At 70.1% G+C, this 15777-nt stretch carries 15 protein-coding genes; 8 read left to right on the top strand and 7 right to left on the bottom strand.

Annotated elements, in window-relative coordinates; genetic code table 11:
• The first annotated feature begins 89 nt into the window (after positions 1 to 89).
• From AWX74_RS09995 to AWX74_RS10010, 4 genes are all read left to right on the top strand, one after another.
• On the top strand, positions 90 to 746 hold the full coding sequence (locus AWX74_RS09995) for a response regulator transcription factor (RefSeq protein WP_091274110.1): 657 nt from the start codon (positions 90 to 92) through the stop codon (positions 744 to 746).
• A complete protein-coding gene (locus AWX74_RS10000; protein WP_091274113.1) occupies positions 743 to 2014 on the top strand; it encodes a sensor histidine kinase in 1272 nt (423 codons plus the stop codon). The genes AWX74_RS09995 and AWX74_RS10000 overlap by 4 nt, the downstream gene beginning before the upstream one ends.
• Positions 2015 to 2124: 110 nt before the next feature.
• Positions 2125 to 2523 (top strand): peptidase inhibitor family I36 protein, encoded by a 399-nt coding sequence (locus AWX74_RS10005; RefSeq protein WP_091274115.1) that lies wholly within the window; start codon positions 2125 to 2127, stop codon positions 2521 to 2523.
• Between the two features lie 283 nt (positions 2524 to 2806).
• The gene (locus tag AWX74_RS10010) at positions 2807 to 3736 is read left to right on the top strand and encodes a hypothetical protein (RefSeq protein ID WP_131799442.1); all 930 of its coding nucleotides are present in this window, start codon (positions 2807 to 2809) and stop codon (positions 3734 to 3736) included.
• 142 nt (positions 3737 to 3878) lie between these two features.
• Here AWX74_RS10010 and AWX74_RS10015 read toward each other — a convergent pair whose 3' ends face one another.
• The 3 genes from AWX74_RS10015 to AWX74_RS10025 all read right to left on the bottom strand — a co-directional run bounded on the left by AWX74_RS10015 (position 3879) and on the right by AWX74_RS10025 (position 7167).
• A complete protein-coding gene (locus tag AWX74_RS10015; protein WP_091274121.1) occupies positions 3879 to 4088 on the bottom strand; it encodes a response regulator transcription factor in 210 nt (69 codons plus the stop codon).
• A 368-nt stretch (positions 4089 to 4456) separates the two neighbouring features.
• Positions 4457 to 4825, bottom strand: coding sequence for a helix-turn-helix domain-containing protein (locus tag AWX74_RS41200; RefSeq protein ID WP_242666162.1), 369 nt, complete (start codon positions 4823 to 4825; stop codon positions 4457 to 4459).
• An 824-nt stretch (positions 4826 to 5649) separates the two neighbouring features.
• Complete coding sequence (locus tag AWX74_RS10025) at positions 5650 to 7167, bottom strand: MFS transporter (protein ID WP_091274635.1); 1518 nt, start codon at positions 7165 to 7167, stop codon at positions 5650 to 5652.
• 249 nt (positions 7168 to 7416) lie between these two features.
• Here AWX74_RS10025 and AWX74_RS10030 point away from each other — a divergent pair, with 249 nt between their 5' ends.
• A complete protein-coding gene (locus AWX74_RS10030; RefSeq protein ID WP_091274127.1) occupies positions 7417 to 8076 on the top strand; it encodes a TetR/AcrR family transcriptional regulator in 660 nt (219 codons plus the stop codon).
• A gap of 124 nt (positions 8077 to 8200) precedes the next feature.
• Here AWX74_RS10030 and AWX74_RS39470 read toward each other — a convergent pair whose 3' ends face one another.
• Positions 8201 to 8440, bottom strand: a complete 240-nt coding sequence (locus AWX74_RS39470) for a hypothetical protein (RefSeq protein WP_131799443.1) — start codon at positions 8438 to 8440, stop codon at positions 8201 to 8203.
• 569 nt (positions 8441 to 9009) lie between these two features.
• Here AWX74_RS39470 and AWX74_RS10035 point away from each other — a divergent pair.
• Positions 9010 to 10698, top strand: coding sequence for a glycosyltransferase (locus AWX74_RS10035; RefSeq protein WP_242666163.1), 1689 nt, complete (start codon positions 9010 to 9012; stop codon positions 10696 to 10698).
• Positions 10699 to 10765: 67 nt separating this feature from the next.
• Here the strand turns inward: AWX74_RS10035 and AWX74_RS10040 are convergent, their stop codons facing one another.
• The 3 genes from AWX74_RS10040 to AWX74_RS10050 all read right to left on the bottom strand — a co-directional run bounded on the left by AWX74_RS10040 (position 10766) and on the right by AWX74_RS10050 (position 13880).
• A complete protein-coding gene (locus tag AWX74_RS10040) occupies positions 10766 to 11689 on the bottom strand; it encodes an alpha/beta hydrolase (protein ID WP_091274134.1) in 924 nt (307 codons plus the stop codon).
• A gap of 122 nt (positions 11690 to 11811) precedes the next feature.
• Positions 11812 to 12528, bottom strand: a complete 717-nt coding sequence (locus AWX74_RS10045) for a TetR/AcrR family transcriptional regulator (RefSeq protein ID WP_207550293.1) — start codon at positions 12526 to 12528, stop codon at positions 11812 to 11814.
• Positions 12525 to 13880 (bottom strand): flavin-containing monooxygenase, encoded by a 1356-nt coding sequence (locus AWX74_RS10050; RefSeq protein ID WP_091274137.1) that lies wholly within the window; start codon positions 13878 to 13880, stop codon positions 12525 to 12527. The genes AWX74_RS10045 and AWX74_RS10050 overlap by 4 nt, the downstream gene beginning before the upstream one ends.
• Before the next feature lie 106 nt (positions 13881 to 13986).
• On the opposite strand from AWX74_RS10050, the gene AWX74_RS10055 reads away from it, so the two are divergent.
• Positions 13987 to 14883, top strand: coding sequence for an SDR family NAD(P)-dependent oxidoreductase (locus AWX74_RS10055; protein ID WP_242666164.1), 897 nt, complete (start codon positions 13987 to 13989; stop codon positions 14881 to 14883).
• A gap of 1 nt (position 14884) precedes the next feature.
• Complete coding sequence (locus AWX74_RS10060) at positions 14885 to 15748, top strand: SDR family oxidoreductase (RefSeq protein WP_091274140.1); 864 nt, start codon at positions 14885 to 14887, stop codon at positions 15746 to 15748.
• Positions 15749 to 15777 lie beyond the last annotated feature (29 nt).

The raw sequence follows: 15777 nt of genomic DNA on the forward strand, positions 1-15777 counted from the left end.
AGCACCGCGGCCGGTCCGACGTCCGGGGTTCCAGGCCCGAGGTTCGATGTTCGAGGTTCGACGCCCGAGGGTTTCGAAGGGAGGCGCTGATGCGCGTGCTGGTTGCCGAGGACGAGCAGCTGCTGGCCGACGCGATCGCCGAGGGCCTGCGCCGCGAGGCCATCGCGGTCGACGTGGCCTACGACGGCGCCGAGGCGCTCGAACGGCTGGGGGTCAACGACTACGACGTCCTGGTCCTCGATCGCGATCTTCCGCTCACCCACGGCGATGAGGTCTGCCGTCAGGTCGTCGCGTCAGGTGCGGCGACCAGAGTGCTGATGCTCACCGCGGCGGGCGAGATCGATGATCGGGTCGCCGGCCTGTCACTCGGGGCGGACGACTACCTGCCGAAGCCGTTCGCGTTCGCCGAGTTCGTCGCCCGGGTGCGGGCGCTGGCCCGACGGGCGCGGCCCGCGGCCCCTCCGGTGCTGCACCGGGCCGGCATCGAGCTCGACCCCGGCCGCGTCCAGGCGAGCCGGGACGGCCGCCACCTCCCCCTGTCACGCAAGGAGTTCGGGCTGCTCCAGGAGCTGCTGCTGGCCGAGGGCGCGGTCGTGAGCGCCGAGCGGCTGTTGGAGAAGGTCTGGGACGAGAACATCGACCCGTTGACGAACGTCGTCCGGGTGACCGTGATGACGTTGCGGCGCAAGCTGGGTGAGCCCCAGCTCGTCGAGACGGTCGCCGGCGCGGGGTATCGGCTACGTTGACCGGGCCCGCTGCGTGGTTCGCCGGGCGGTCTGCCCGCCGGGCCGCCGGGCGGTCGGCCGTCCGCCTCCGGCTGGCGCTGATGTTCGCCGCTCTCGGCCTGGTCGTGGGCGCCTCGACCCTGCTCGCCACCTACCTGCTCGTCGAGCGTTCCATCGCGCTGCAGACCGTCGACCTCGACCCCGCCGCCGTCGGGCCCACCGCCTCCGACGAGCAGATCGAGCGGTCCAAGGCCCGGGCGGCGGAGGCGGAGCGGTCCCTCCGGCAGCAGCTACGCGCGGGGACCCTCGACCCGCTGGTCGATCGTGGGCTGGTCCTGGTCGCCGGGTTCACGGTGGCAAGTCTGGCGGTCGGCTGGTTCGCGGCGGGCACGACCCTGCGCCCGCTGCGCCCCATCATCGCCACCGCCCGCCGGGTCGCGGACGGCAACCTGCGCGAACGCGTCCCGGTGGCGGAGGACAACGGCGAGTGGAAGGAGCTCACGGTCGCGATCAACGACATGCTGTCCCGGCTCGACGCCACGTTCGCGGCGCAGCGGCAGTTCGTCGGCAACGCCTCCCACGAGCTCAAGACACCACTGGCGATCAACCAGACGCTGCTCGAGGTGGCGATGGCCCGCCCCGACGCCTCCCCCGACCTGGTGCGGCTCGGCGAGACCATGCTGGCGGTGAACGCCAGGCACGAGCGGCTGGTGGACGGGCTGCTGGCGCTGGTCCGCGCCGAGCACGGCGTGGCCGACCCGCGGCCGGTCGACGTCGCCGAGGTCGTCGAGGGCGGGCTGGTCCTGTCCCGCCCGGAGGCGGAGCGGCTGAGGCTGCGTCTCGACGCCGAGGCCCGCCCGGTGACGGTGAGCGGCGACCGGCTCCTGCTCGACCGGCTCGTGCAGAACCTGCTGCAGAACGCCATCAGGCACAACGTGGCCGGCGGCTGGCTGCGTCTCACCGCCGGCCCGATCGACGGCGCGGCCCGGCTGACCGTGACCAACAGCGGGCCGGTGATCGCCCCCAGCAGCGTGCCCGCGCTGTTCGAGCCGTTCGCCCGGGCGACGAACCGCGTCCATTCGGCCCGCGGCAGCGGCCTGGGCCTGTCCATCGTCCGCTCGGTGGCGCAGGCCCACGGTGGCACGGTGACCGCTTCCGCCCGCGCGGAGGGCGGGCTGGATGTGGTGGTGACGATCCCGGCGGCCACCAGGCAGAACCACGACGATCTCGCCCCGAGAGCACGGCCGGCACTCACCCACGACCACGACTCCGACGGGCAGTTCCCCTAGCATCTCCGTCGGACCTGGTCAAGAAACGAATGCTCGTGACTGTCACGATCCGGCCATCCCCCGAAGGATTGACCCTGTCCGACCGGACACTTTCCTAAAGGGAGACGGGAATGAAGCTCAAGCGCGCGTTCGCGGCAACATCCGTGCTCGCCACATGTCTCGCCACCGCGCTCGGGGTGGCTGCGCCGGCCGACGCGGCCACGCACAAGAACGGGGTGCTGGAGACCGGCGAGTTCGGCCTCTACTACCTGCAGAACCAGAGCGGCTACGTGTTCGACCTCTACGTGTCGGACGACAACTTCGCGGGGGACGTGTTCCCCGGCACCAGCATCTCCGCGAACGACAACACCGAGTCCTACCGGAACCGGGACAGCTACTGGTGGCACGTGTTCACGAACGCGAGCTACACGGGCTCGCACGGCTGCCTGTCCGCGGGCTACGTGGGCAACGCCTCCGCGACGTACAAGAACACGATCTCGTCGGCTTACTGGTCGTCGGCCTCCTGCTGATCCAGCGCAACGCACTGAGCCTTTTCCATCGTCGACTCGGACCTGCGGCGTCGCTGACCGTGCACCGTGGGATGGAGAAGGCTCGCCGATCGGCCTTCCGTACCGATCAACGCTCCGGCCTGGTTGCCAGGCGCGGTTCTGTGCGCCCGACCGCCTGATCGCCTGAGCACGGTCACGAAATTCGTTCCGAACGGACGGCTGCGGCCGGTCGTGCGCCGTGGCGGCTGTCGCGGCGCGGCGGCCGCAGCCGTACCGGTCCGTTCCGCCGTCCGGGAGAGCTTAGATGGCCCTGAACCGCCGGAAACCGAGAGCAGGCGCCGGTGTGGACTCCGTGCTCGCCGCGCTTGCCGTGCTCGCCGCGCTGGTGTTGCTCGCCAGCTGTGCCGGGGGAAAGCCCGACTCCGAACCAGCCGAGCCGGCCGAACCGGCGATAGGCGCGGCACCGAAACTGCTGGCCAGCTCGGGACTACGGCTCCCGGTGGAGGACTATCTGCCCACCCAGGACCAGCTCGACCGTCTCAGTCAGGCCAACCTGACGCTGATCCAGCGCTGCATGGCCCGGTTCGGCGTGCGATACGACGTCCAGCCGACGCCCGGGGGCATCTACGGTCCGGTCAGTCTCACGGACCGCCGGTACGGCATCACAGACGCCGAGCTGGCCAGAACCGCGGGGTACGGGCTCGGCGCACGGGATCCGGCGCTACAGCCGAAGCCAGCGAGGCCGGATCTTGACGCCGACGGGCAGACGGTGCTGACCGGTCAGGGCTCGTCCGTGGTCCACGGCCTGGCGGTACCAGCAGATGGCTGCCTGGGCGAGGCCGACCGGGCTCTGGTGCGGTCCGTCCCGAAGCCCGACGACCTGCGCCGCGGCAACAACCTGCAGATGGGAACCTTCGAGGTGACCAAGAGGGACAGCCGGGTCCGAGCGGTCTTCGTCGCCTGGTCGGCCTGCATGAAGGAGGCCGGTTACCACTACGCCGACCCGTTGGTCGTCGCCGGCGATCCGGCCTTCACCTCGCCGCCGAGCACCACCCAGATCGCGGTGGCGCTCGCCGACATCGCCTGCAAGGCCCGGACGAACCTGGTCGGCGAATGGTTCACCGTGGAGTCCGCGTACCAGCGGCGTGCCATTGATGCGGATCCCACCGGTTTCGCGAGAACCCGGGCCGCGCTCGCCGCGAGGGACCGGACCGCGACCGAGGTCGCCCAGTAACGCCGGACCACCACCTCCGCGCACGAACATCCGCACTTGGACGCCGACGCGCTCACCTCCATGTACGCACGTCCATGGAGGTCCATGCATGTTCCACGCGCGCCACGGGCCAGCATCGGCCCGTGGCGCCTTTGTCGACCGGTCAGACGACCGGCCACTCCAGCTGAAGGCCCAGCCGTACCAGCTCCGCCGTGTTGACAGCTCCGGTCTTCGCCCGAACCCGGCGCATATAGGTGTCCACGGTGGCCACCGTGATACCGAGCCGTCGACTGATCTGCAGATAGGTGTGGCCGCGGGCGAAGCTCGCCAGCACGGCCCTTTCTCGATGAGACAGCGAAGCAGTTTCCGTCAAGGCTTCTCCCCGTGTGTCCTACGTCACCGATCGCGGGCTGCGGCACGATCGAACATCGGCACCCAATCGGCCCGCAGATTCATGCGCCGGCTATGACCTGGAAAGTCTCCACTGCAGACGTCACCATCGGGGCGGCGTCCACGACGGCGCCGATCAGCTCGCACCACTCGATCAGGATTGATCCTCGCCGATTGTTCGGACGGAGACATCAGGGATAGCACTGAAGACCGCGAACACAAAGATGACAGGACCCAGAAGGCAGAACACGTATTTCCATGGAGACCGGGCGGCACATCCAGGTCATCCTTACCCAAACCGATTCACGCCGATTCACGCCGAGCAAACCGAGCCACGCGGGTCACCGCGGATCAGCTGGCCGGATGGTGCCCGGTTGCCTCAAGATAGGCGAGAACAGCCAGCACCCGGCGGTTGTCCGCGCGCTGAGGCTGCAGGCCGAGCCGGGTGAAGATGCTGCGCACGTGGGACTCGACCGTTCGAGGAGTGAGGGCGAGCCGATCACCGATGGAGCGGTTGGAACGCCCCTGGGCAATCAGGGCGAGCACTTCACGTTCACGATCGGTCAGCGCGTCAAGGGGATCCGGTCGATGTTCGCCCGGCCCGACCAGCAGCCCCACGGCATCATCATCGACATCCGACTGCACCACGACGTCGTAGCCGAAACAAACAAGCAGCTCCGCCACCGCCTCGAGCAGAACGGCCGCGTCATCGGCCGGCACGACCCGAAGCCCGATGGATGAAGCCACATCCCACTCCGGACGCCGCCGCGGAGAGCCCTCCTGTTGCCCTGGCCTCGTCACAGCGACGCGGCGGCGGGGAGGCAGACCCCGACGAAACCGCCGGGAAACAGCTCGAACATTCCCGTTAAACGCGAGACGAAAGTCGACATCAACCGTGAGCAGATAGACCGATGGCAAGGAATTAGAAAGTTTTCCGCCACACCATCGGAGCCCACCGAGTGAGCGTGTCAGAACTCTCTGCGACTGTCAACCGGATTGCATCGAAGACACCGTCGAAGCTCAGCCGGTGACCGTCGCCGTCAATCGAGCGAGCCGGCCAGCAGGCCGGCGACCAGCTGCCATAACCACCCGGAACACCGAAATATTTCGGGATGAAAATATCCCGGGCGCACCGGTGAACAATGGGCGACGGCGCCGGACCGGAATTCAGGCCACCGATATACCGGCCAGCCGTGCCAGCCCTGGCCGTGGTGGAACAGCACACCCGGCAGGGAACGCTCCACCGCCGCGCCACCGGCTTCGGCGGTGCTCCAGGCGGCACCGGATCGTCCGCGACACCTTCGGCGGCCGGGGCGAGAACCACCCCGGCACCGCGGCCCAGGTCGGCGCCCACCGGACCAGCCGGGCGGGGCGGCGGGTCGACACCGGCTCAGCAGCCACCGACCGTCTGGGCGCCGGCAGTGGCTCCGACGACGTCCAGCGCCGTCCTCCCGCACTCTCCTACATGGCCCCCGCCTGCCGGCTGATGCCGGGCACGCACCCCGTGGGCGGGGCTGTCGGCGGGGGCCCGCGAGCGGGGCCGGTCAGCCGCCGATGGCGACGACCTCCTCCTCGTTCTCGCCGGGCTGGCGCACCTGGCCCGGCAGGACGACGGCGGTGATCACGGCGGCGAGGATCATGATTCCCGCGCTCCACCAGAACACGGTGGTGTAGCTCTCCAGCGAGGCGAGCACCGGCAGCATCGGGCCGGGCGCGTGCGAGTCGACGTAGTTGTCGGCGGCGGTGGCCGCCATGGTGCTCAGCAGCGCGGTGCCGACCGAGCCGCCGACCTGCTGGACGGTGTTGACCATCGCGGACGCGGCACCGGCGTCCTTGGCCTCGACGCCCGCGGTGCTCAGGCTCATCGCGGAGGCGAAGACCGCACCGATACCAGCCCCGAAGATCATGGTCGGCGGCAGGACACTGCCCAGATACGTCGAACCGAGATCGATGCTGGTGAGCATCCACAGACCGACGCCCGCGATCGCCAGGCCAGGGGCGATGATGTAGCGCGGCCCGACTCGCTGCGTGAGCACCGCCGACCCGAACTGCGCCGAGATCATGAGCGCGGCCGTCATCGGCAGGAACGCGAGGCCCGACTTCACCGCGCTGAACCCGAGGTTCTGCTGCAGGTAGTAGGTGAGGAAGAGGAAGACCCCGAACATGCCGGCGCCCGACATGAGCATCGCCACCAACGACCCGCCACGGTAGCGGTCGAGCACGACACGCAGCGGGAGAACCGGCTGCGCGACCCGCTGCTGGACGACGACGAACGCGATCAGCAGCACCGCCGCGGCGGCGAGGCAGCCGATCGTCACCGGGTCGGACCAGCCGTCGGTCTCCGCCCGCGAGAACCCGTAGACCAGGGCGAACAGGCCGGTGGAGACGAGCACGATGCCCGGGATGTCGATCCTCGGCCGCTCCTGCTCCATCTCGTGGCGCAGCCACAGGGCGCCGCCGACGAACGCCACCGCGGCGAAGAAGAGGTTCACGTACATGCACCAGCGCCAGGACAGGTACTCGGTGAGCACGCCGCCGAGCAGCAGCCCGATGGCCGCGCCGCCACCGGCGATCGCCCCGTAGATGCCGAACGCCTTGGAGCGTTCCTTCACGTCGGTGAAGGTGGTGCTCAGGAGCGCCAGGGCGGCCGGGGCGAGGAGAGCGCCGAAGGCACCCTGCACGACCCGGGCCGCCACCAGCATGGCGAAGCTGGTCGCCGCGCCCCCGACGGCCGAGGCGACGGCGAACCCGATCAGACCGAGCAGGAACATCCGCTTGCGCCCGTACAGGTCAGCCAGCCTGCCGCCAAGCAGCAGCAGGCTGCCGAAGGCGAGCGCGTAGCCCGTCACGATCCACTGGCGCTGGTCGTTGCTGAAGTCCAGTGCCTGCTGGGCCGACGGCAGCGCGATGTTCACCACCGTCCCGTCCAGGACGACCATCAGCTGGGCCAGGCCGAGCACGCACAGCACCCACCAGCGCTTGTCGTTGAGGCTGGCGGAGCCCCCGTCCGCCCGTGGCGGCGCCTGTGCTGCGACGCCGGCTTCCGTACCTGTTAGCGACATGACCATCCCGCCTGATCGAAGTGGACATCACTGGTCCGCTTCAGCCAAGCTAACGGAAGCGGACACCTCCGGTCCACTTGTGAAGTGGTGGCCTTGTTCACGACGAGCAGCACACTGATCGACAGATCGGTCGTGCTGGGCCCAGCCCCGGGTCCGTAGAACTCGACGCACCACCGCCTACCGACCCACCCGCTACACCGGGTAGCTAGCCTTACGACATCGACCCCACCCGCGGGAGTGAATGCACCCATGTCCGCCACACCTACGGTCAGCGGCTCCGACGCTCCGCGTGCACGTAAGGATGCGGTACGCAATCGCGCCATCCTGCTTGAGACCGCCGACAGACTCATCGCCATCCGCGGACTCGACGTCACGTTCCATCAGCTCGCCGCCGCGGCAGGCATGGGGGTCGGCACGGTCTACCGGCACTTCGCCGACAAGGAAGCACTGCTCGGCGCCCTGATCGAGCAGCGGTTCGACACCGCGCGCGACATCATGCTCGCGGCCGAGCAGGTCTCCGACCCGATCGAGGCATTGCGCGCGGCGATTGTTCGCACCTGCGAGTACCACTTCTCCGACCGTGCGCTGTGGCAGGCGATGATGTCCGCCGCCAAACGAAACCAGGAGCTCGCGCGCGAGCGGTTGCTGCCGGTCATCACGCGCATCGTGGCCCGAGCCAGGGCCAGCGGTCGCCTTCGAGATGACTTCACCGCCACCGACTTTCCAATGATCTTCCTGCTTACGGGAAATCTCGGCTACCCCGTCGACATACGCCCCGATCTCTGGCGGCGCTACGTCGAATCCATCATCGACGGCTTCATGCTCCAGGACTCCGACCGCGTGGGTACGGCCGCACCTGCGGCACCGACCGAGGACGAGGTCGAAAGAATACTGTCCCGCATTGAATGATCCACCGGGATTCCGCGCCGCCACACAGCGCCAGTAATTCACCCCAACAGGCGCAAACAGGACGCGAGCCGGTTTGACGATCCGCAAGAAACGAGGATTTCGGTTGTTGTAGCAGCCGAAATCGTCATTTCTTGCTCGACAGCGACAGCAACAGCAACAGCAACAGCGACAGCGACAGCGACAGCGACAGCGACAGCGGATGGAAGCCGAAACCCGGGGATCCGCGACAGGCTCGCCCGGCGACCGAAAGTCCCCCAACGCCACCCAGCCCATGTGGATCTTCGACGCTACGGCGCATCGGCGTCGGGCGTTCACCCTGGTCGCCAACATGATCACGATCCACGGCGGATGACGGCCCGGCCACGGACGACCAACCTGCCCCGAAGGGCCCCGACCACATCCCGGACACCTGCGACAGGCTTCTCATTTATCCAACCGCATTCACCCGCCGACACCCGATCCAGAAGATCACAGCAACATCCTCATCACCTGAATTTAACGGCATGCCGGAATGTCGCGGATCAGACGATGCCGAGGCGTGGAACCCGTACAGGCCAAGCCGATCCTAATGCCATGTTCTGGACATTTACGCGCCCCGCGCACGGAACCCCCAGAAGGCAGTCGATTTCTCACGGGTGGGCCGAGCCAGCCACCAGGCGGTGCATTCGAACAAAAGACGAGATGGGAGGATGCCGCCGAACACCGAGAGGAGATCGTGTGGTGGACCAGGCCCGGCCCGAGGACACAAACAGTACGGATGACCACGACGTCACGTCCTGGGCGGTGGAAAACGGCTTCGTGCGGCCTCAGTTGTCAGGATTCAGCGGGAGCGCCACCTCCCTGTCCAGGGCACCCGCTTTTTCCACTGTTCCAGGCGCTTCCGCCGGACCCGCAGCGGTCAACACCACGACTCCGGCAGCTCCCCCCATTCCCGTGCAGCGGTCCACCGCACAGGGGCCCACCGCACAGGGGTCCACCGCACCGGGGTCCAACCTGCGGACGTCAATCGCGACACGCCCCGCGGCACGCCGCGCCACCGCGCTCGAAACCCTCGCCGGTCCCGCGCCGCTGACGGAGGACGACACCTGGCAGCGGGTGCCCGTCGGACGGCTCACGGCCGCCACCGGGCCCGGCCTGGCGATCGCGGTCATCCTGATCGGCGCCGGGTACCTGACCTGGCGAGCCGGCACCCTGGGCGGCTCCGGGGTGACCGGGTTCCTCTTCTACTGCGCGGAGGTCGCCAGCTACCTCACGATCGTGTGGACGGCGCTGATGACATCCCGGATCCGGCCCGGACGGGTGCGGCGCCCGCCCATGCCCACCGGCACCCTCGACGTCTTCGTCACCGTCTGCGGCGAGCCGGTGGAGATCGTCGAGGCGACGCTGCGGGCCGCGCTGGCGATCGACTACCCGCACCGCACCTACGTGCTCAACGACGGCCGGATCGCCCGCAGGGAGAACTGGCGCGAGATCGACGAGCTCGCCGCCCGGCTCGGGCTGACCTGCTTCACCCGCACGACCGGGGCGAAGGGCAAGGCGGCCAACCTCAACCACGCCCTCGCGCGCACCGGCTCCGAGGCGATCATGACGCTGGACGCCGACCACATCGCCGTCCCCGACCTGGCGGAACGGGTCCTGGGCTACCTGCGCAACCCACAGGTCGGCTTCGTCTGCACCGAGCAGCGCTTCGACGTCGGCCGGTACGACGTCCTCAACAACGCCGAGCCGATGCTGTACCGGGCGGTGCAGCCGGCGAAGGACCGGGACGGTGCGGCCTCCTCCTGCGGAAACGGCACCCTGTACCGGCGGTCGGCCCTGACGTCCGCCGGCGGGTTCAGCGAATGGAACATCGTGGAGGACCTGCACACCTCCTACGAGCTGCACTCCCGCGGCTGGCGCAGTGTCTACCACCCGGAGCCGGTCTCCGTCGGCATCGCGCCGGCGACCGCCGCCGAGTACGCCAAGCAGCGCAGCCGGTGGGCGATGGACGGGCTACGCCTGCTGCTGTTCGACAACCCGCTGCGCAAGCCGGGACTGACCGGCTGGCAGCGCGCCCACTACCTGCACACCGGCGTCGGCTACCTGGTGGCGTGCGCGCAGATGATGTTCCTGCTCGGGCCGCCGATGAACGCGCTGGCCGGGGTGCAGATCGCCGCCGGGGTCTCGCTGACCGACTACGTGCTGCACGCCCTGCCCTACCTGGTCGGGTCGATGCTGGTCGTCGCCCGCCACACCGGCCTGCGCGGCGCGCACCGGACGATCGCCAGCACCCTGTTCAACGCGCCGCTCTACGCGCTGGCCTTCGTCCGCGTCGTGCTCGCCGGGCGCCCCGAATCCGGGGCCACCGCAAAGACCGCACTGCCCCGGATGTCGTTTCTGCTGCTCCCCCAGGCCCTGTTCGCCGCCGCGCTGATCGCCACCATCGTCGTGGTCGGGCTCGACCCGGACGTGGCCGACCTGTCCGCCCTGGTGTGGGCGGGTGCCCTGCTGGCGATGATCGCCGGGCCGCTGTCCGCGCTCTCGGAACGATCCTCGGCGGTCGAGCGGGCGCAGCTCCCCATCCGGGCCGCCATCGCGGTGACGGTGCTCGGCCTCGCCACGACAGCCCTGCTCACCAGCTGACCTGAGGGCCTGGGGGGACGTCCTTCCCGAGGCGGGGGCGGTTGCCCGTGGCTCGGGCACGGGGTGCCTACGGCTGCAGTGCCCGGCGCAGGAAGGCGGCCTGGTGGGCGAGGGCGGCTTCGTGCCACGGCTTGCCGGCGTGCAGGTCGAAGTGGTCGCAGGGGTAGTGCCGTACCTCGGCCCGGCCGCGGAAGGCGGCCTTCGCGGTCGCGTACGGCGGTGCGGCCCGGTCGAAGTCGGCTATCTGGACCAGCCAGCGGCTGCGCAGCGCCGAGGCCGCCGTCCGGCCCGGTCGGAACGGCCCGATCTCGCCGCCGAGGGTGGCCGCGACCTCGTTACGCCACGTCGGGCCGGCGATCGCCAGGTAGTCGTCGTAGTAGCCGGGCGGGGTCAGCGCCGCCGACCGGCCTGGCGGCCCGACCACCGGGATCATCGGCGCGGGGCGGCCGACCAGCCCACCCAGCCGGGCGGCCAGGGAGGTGGCGGAGGTTCGGGCCACCATCAGCGGCGGCTGGGTCCGGAACGCGTACAGCGCGGCGGCCGGCCCGTCCAGCAGCGGGACCATGGAGATGACGGCGGCGATGTCGGCCCGGCCGGCGGCGACCTGCAGCACGGTGCCACCCGACAGCGACTCCCCCCACAGCACCAGCCGGGACGGGTCGACGCCGGGGGTCCCGGCCGCCACGGTCAGCGCGGCCCGGTAGTCGTCCGCCTGCCTGGCGAGGGACACCGTCTGACGCGGGCCTCCGCCGCTCGCGCCGAAACCGCGGTAGTCGAAGGTGAGGACGTCCAGCCCGGCCGCGGCGAGACCGACGGCGAACGGTTCCAGGCCGGAGTCCATGGTACCGGCCAGCCCGTGGGCCATCACCACGGCGGGCCGGCCGGAATCCGTCGCCAGACTGTCGTCGGCGGCCCGGAACCACCAGGCCGCGCAGTCCGCGTCCCCGGAACGGAACGTGCGTTCCTCGTAGGTGAGCTGCGAGTTGGTCATCTGCGGTCCGATCGTTCGTGGCCGGCCTCCGTCACCCACCCGCCTCCGCCGGCAGCGGTGGCGGTGGCGGTGGCGGCAGAGGCGGGGTGGCGGTGGCGGCGGCGGCGGCGAGCCGGGTATGGCTAGGGGCGGGTCACTTCGTCGGGATAGGGGGCGGGATCGGCGTCGGCGTCGGCGTCGGCTTCGGGGCCAGAGCCGGGCCCGGGATCGGGATCGGTGCCGTAGATCGTGCGCAGCCAGATCGCCGTCAGCGCCTCGGCGCGCTGATCCGCGCTGAGCGGACCGCCCGTGCTCAGCTGCTCGAGACTGCGCTCGTTGAGCTCGAGCAGAACGGTGACGAGCGCCCGGCTGTCCGGCCCGGCGGAGGCGGTGCCGGCGGCCCGCTCCGCGTCGATCATTTCCGCGAGCGGGCCGATGAACGACTCCCGGTACTCGTCCCACAGCCTGCGGACGGTCTCGCTGCGCTGGCGGGCGACCAGCATTCCCTGGATCAGGTGCCTGTGCTTCTCACCACTGGTGAGCACCGCCCGGATCGTCCTGCCGATCCGTTCCCTCGGTGGCCCGCCGGTGGTGATGAGGGCGTGGGTGGCGGACAGGACCTCCTGGTAGACGTCCGAGCCGAGCGCGGCGGCGCAGGCCGCCTTGTCCTCGAAATAGAAGTAGAACGCGGACCGGCTGACCCCCGCCTCGGCGGTGATCGCGGCGACGTTGATCTCGTCGAGGTCGCGTTCCTTGAGGAGTTCGTCCAGCGCCCGCATCATCGCGGCCCGGCGCTGGTCACCGCGCTGGGGCGCGCGCCGGTCGAGCGGATCGCCGACGCCGACCTGTTCACCGCTCAACTCAGGGCCGTCGCCGCGGTCAGCGGGACCGGGCCCTCGGCGAGTGCCCGGCGCCGGCCCCGCGGCAGCTCCCTGGTGCGCATGTCGTGCTCGTAGAGGAAGTAGTCCACCTGCTGAGTGTGCCGTGGACGGTCGACCATCCGGCCGATGTACTTCTGCTCGTCCGCCGTGATCACCTGGTCCATCTCGGTGTCGGACGGCGGGCGGTACTGGCCGGCCGCGTAGGCGGCCACCAGGCGCGACTGGCACTCGACGAACGGGAAGAGGGTCGGCGTCGACTGGGCGAAACCGACGAACGCGAGGTCGGGCAGCCCCGGCAGGAGGATCCGCTTGTACAGGCGGATCCGGTTGTCGGGCGCGCTGACGAAGTCCTCGTCGAAGAACGGGAACGTGATGTTGTAGCCGGTGGCGTAGATGATGATGTCGAACTCGCCGGACGTCCCGTCCTCGAAATGGACGGTTGATCCGTCCAGCCGGCTGACGTTCGGCTTCGGGGTGACGTCCCCGCTGGAGAGACGGACGGGGAGCTCCGCCGACTGCGTCGGATGGGCGTCGAAAAGGCGGTGTTTCGGGGCCGGCAGCCCCCACCGCTCGGGCCGCCCCGCCGACTGGATGTTGAAGAAGTGGAGCACGTTTCGCTGCCAGTTCAGCGGCACGTACGGAAGGGTGCGGTAGAGCTTGTCCCCCGGCTGGCCACCGACGAGCTTCGGCACGATCCAGGCGCCGGACCGGGTCGAGATTGTCACCTGGTTGCGCAGCGTTCGGGACGACAGCTCGACGGTGATGTCGGCGGCGCTGTTGCCGATGCCCACCACCAGGATGCGTGAGTCCTTGAACCGCAGCGGGTTCTCCGGGTCGATGTAGTGGTGGGAGTGCAGGGTCTGGCCAGTGAACGTGCCGGGGAAGTCGGCGTAACGCGGGTCCCAGTGGTGGCCGTTGGCGACGACGAGGAAGTCGAACGTACGGGTGCTCCCGTCGGCGGTGGCCAGCCGCCAGCCGCCGCCGTCGAGATGCTCCGCGTGCGTCACACCGTTCTCGAACTCGATTCGCTCGCGTAGCCCGAACGCGTCGGCGTACCCGTCCAGATAGTCCTTGATCTGGGTGTGGTGCGGGAAGTCCGGATAGTCGTCCGGCATCGGGTAGTCCCGGAACGAGAGCCGGTGCCGCGAGGTGTCGATATGCAACGAGCGGTAGGCACTGCTGTGCCCGTTCGGGTTCCCGAAAGCCCAGTTGCCACCGAGGCGGTCGGACGACTCGAAACAGGTGTACGGCACTCCGTAGTCGCCGAGCATCTTGCCGGCGGTCAGGCCGCTGATGCCCGCGCCGATAACCGCCGTGCGAGGCCCGTTCATGGATTCCTCCAGGGGACTGGACAGAGGTGCCGGGCACAGACTAGGAACTGACCTGACACATGTCAACAAAAGCTGACACGCGTGAGGGGTGACGGTGGAGCCGACCGTGGAGACAGCGGTGGAGACCGGGGCGCAGCAGGATCCGCAGGCCGGGACTCCGGCAGGCACGCAGGCAGGCACGCGCGCTGGCACGCAGGCAGAAGCAGGCGGTGACGGAGGCGGGCGCGAAGCCGGTCGGGTCGCGGTCGTCCTGGGCGGTGCCTCCGGCATCGGTCGCGCCACCGCCGAGGTCTTAGCCGCACACGGCTACCAGGTCGTGGTGGCCGACCGTGACGGCACGCTGGCGGCGGAGGTCGCCGGCGGACTGGGCAGGCCACATGAGAGCGCCACCGCCGACGTGACCGACGAAGCATCGGTCGCGGGCCTGTTCGACGGGGTCCACGACCGGCTCGGCCGGCTGGACGCCGTCGTCAACAGCGCCGGCATCGGCAGCCTCGGCCTGATCGCCGACCAGTCGCTGGAGGAGTTCCGCGCCGTCGTCGACGTCAGCCTCACCGGCGGCTTCCTCGTCGCCAAGCACGCCGGGCGCCACCTCGGCCGCGGCGGGGTGCTGGTGTCACTGTCGTCGCTCAACGCCCGCCAGCCCGGCGTGGGCCTTGCCGCCTACTGCTCGGCCAAGGCGGGGCTGTCGATGCTCACCCAGGTCGCCGCCCTGGAGTTCGCCGAACGAGGCATCCGGGTCAACGCGATCGCGCCCGGCCTGGTCACCACCCCGCTGACCGCCCCCGCCGCCGCAATCCCCGGCATCACCGAGGACTACCTGGCCAACACCCCGCTGGGGCGGGCCGGCACACCGGAGGAGATCGCGCAGGCCGCCCTCTACCTGTGCTCGGACGCCGCAGCCTGGATCACCGGGGAGATCCTGGACATCAACGGCGGCGCGCACATGCTCCGCTACCCGAACATGCTCACCCACCTCGCCCGCGCGTTCGGGGACAGCTGAGATGGCCGCGGACGGAGGGAACCCCGCCGGGAGCCGTGCGGGGCGGCTTGCCGGCACAACGGCACTGGTCACCGGCGGCGGGTCGGGAATCGGTGCCGCCCTGTGCCGCGCCCTGGCCGGCGCCGGCGCGACCGTGATCTGCACCGACCTGGACGAGGCCGCCGCGGCCCGCACCGCGGGCGACCTGCCCGGCGCCCGCTCCGCCCGGCTCGACGTCACCGACGCGGCGGCGGTCGAGCGGACGGTCGCCGACGTCGTGGCCCGAGACGGACGGCTCGACCTGCTGGTCAACAACGCCGGCATCGTCTTCGGCGGCGAGACGACGGAGCTGACCCCCGCCCAGTGGAACCAGATCATCGACGTGAACATCCGCGGGGTGGTGCACGGTGTCACCGCGGCGTACCCAAGGATGATCGCCGCCGGCGGCGGGCACATCGTCAACGTGGCCTCGCTGGCCGGCCTGGTCGCCTCCGGTCTGCTGACCAGCTACGTGATGACCAAGCATGCCGTCGTCGGGCTCTCCCTCGCGCTGCGGGCCGAGGCGGCCGCGCACGGCGTGGGCGTGACGGTCGTCTGCCCGTCCAGCGTCGACACGCCGATCCTCGACAAGGGCGCGATCGGGAGCTTCGACAGCCGGGATCTCTTCCTGAAGGACCAGGGCATCCGGAAGCCCTACGACGTCGACCAGCTGGCGGCGGACGTGCTGGCCGCCGTCGCCGCCGACCGGGCCCTGCTCATCGCGCCCCGGTCAGCCCGGATGGCCTGGCGCTTCCACCGGCTCGCACCCGGACTGCTGCGCCGCTCGGCGGTGCGTTGGGTCGCCAACCAGCGCAGCCGGGCCGCCGCCCACGCGGCCGGCCGTTGACGGAGCCCGCAGCGCCACCGGGGCTGCGG

Source organism: Parafrankia irregularis (genome assembly GCF_001536285.1).
Classification (GTDB): domain Bacteria; phylum Actinomycetota; class Actinomycetes; order Frankiales; family Frankiaceae; genus Parafrankia; species Parafrankia irregularis.

What these genes read in the sequence shown, in the direction of transcription:
- AWX74_RS09995 (WP_091274110.1), top strand. Translation starts at nt 90, where the DNA reads ATGCGCGTGCTGGTTGCCGAGGACGAGCAGCTGCTGGCCGACGCGATC.
- AWX74_RS10025 (WP_091274635.1), bottom strand. Translation starts at nt 7,167, where the DNA reads ATGTCGCTAACAGGTACGGAAGCCGGCGTCGCAGCACAGGCGCCGCCA.
- AWX74_RS10040 (WP_091274134.1), bottom strand. Translation starts at nt 11,689, where the DNA reads ATGACCAACTCGCAGCTCACCTACGAGGAACGCACGTTCCGTTCCGGG.
- AWX74_RS10005 (WP_091274115.1), top strand. Translation starts at nt 2,125, where the DNA reads ATGAAGCTCAAGCGCGCGTTCGCGGCAACATCCGTGCTCGCCACATGT.
- AWX74_RS10060 (WP_091274140.1), top strand. Translation starts at nt 14,885, where the DNA reads ATGGCCGCGGACGGAGGGAACCCCGCCGGGAGCCGTGCGGGGCGGCTT.
- AWX74_RS10030 (WP_091274127.1), top strand. Translation starts at nt 7,417, where the DNA reads ATGTCCGCCACACCTACGGTCAGCGGCTCCGACGCTCCGCGTGCACGT.
- AWX74_RS10010 (WP_131799442.1), top strand. Translation starts at nt 2,807, where the DNA reads ATGGCCCTGAACCGCCGGAAACCGAGAGCAGGCGCCGGTGTGGACTCC.
- AWX74_RS10050 (WP_091274137.1), bottom strand. Translation starts at nt 13,880, where the DNA reads ATGAACGGGCCTCGCACGGCGGTTATCGGCGCGGGCATCAGCGGCCTG.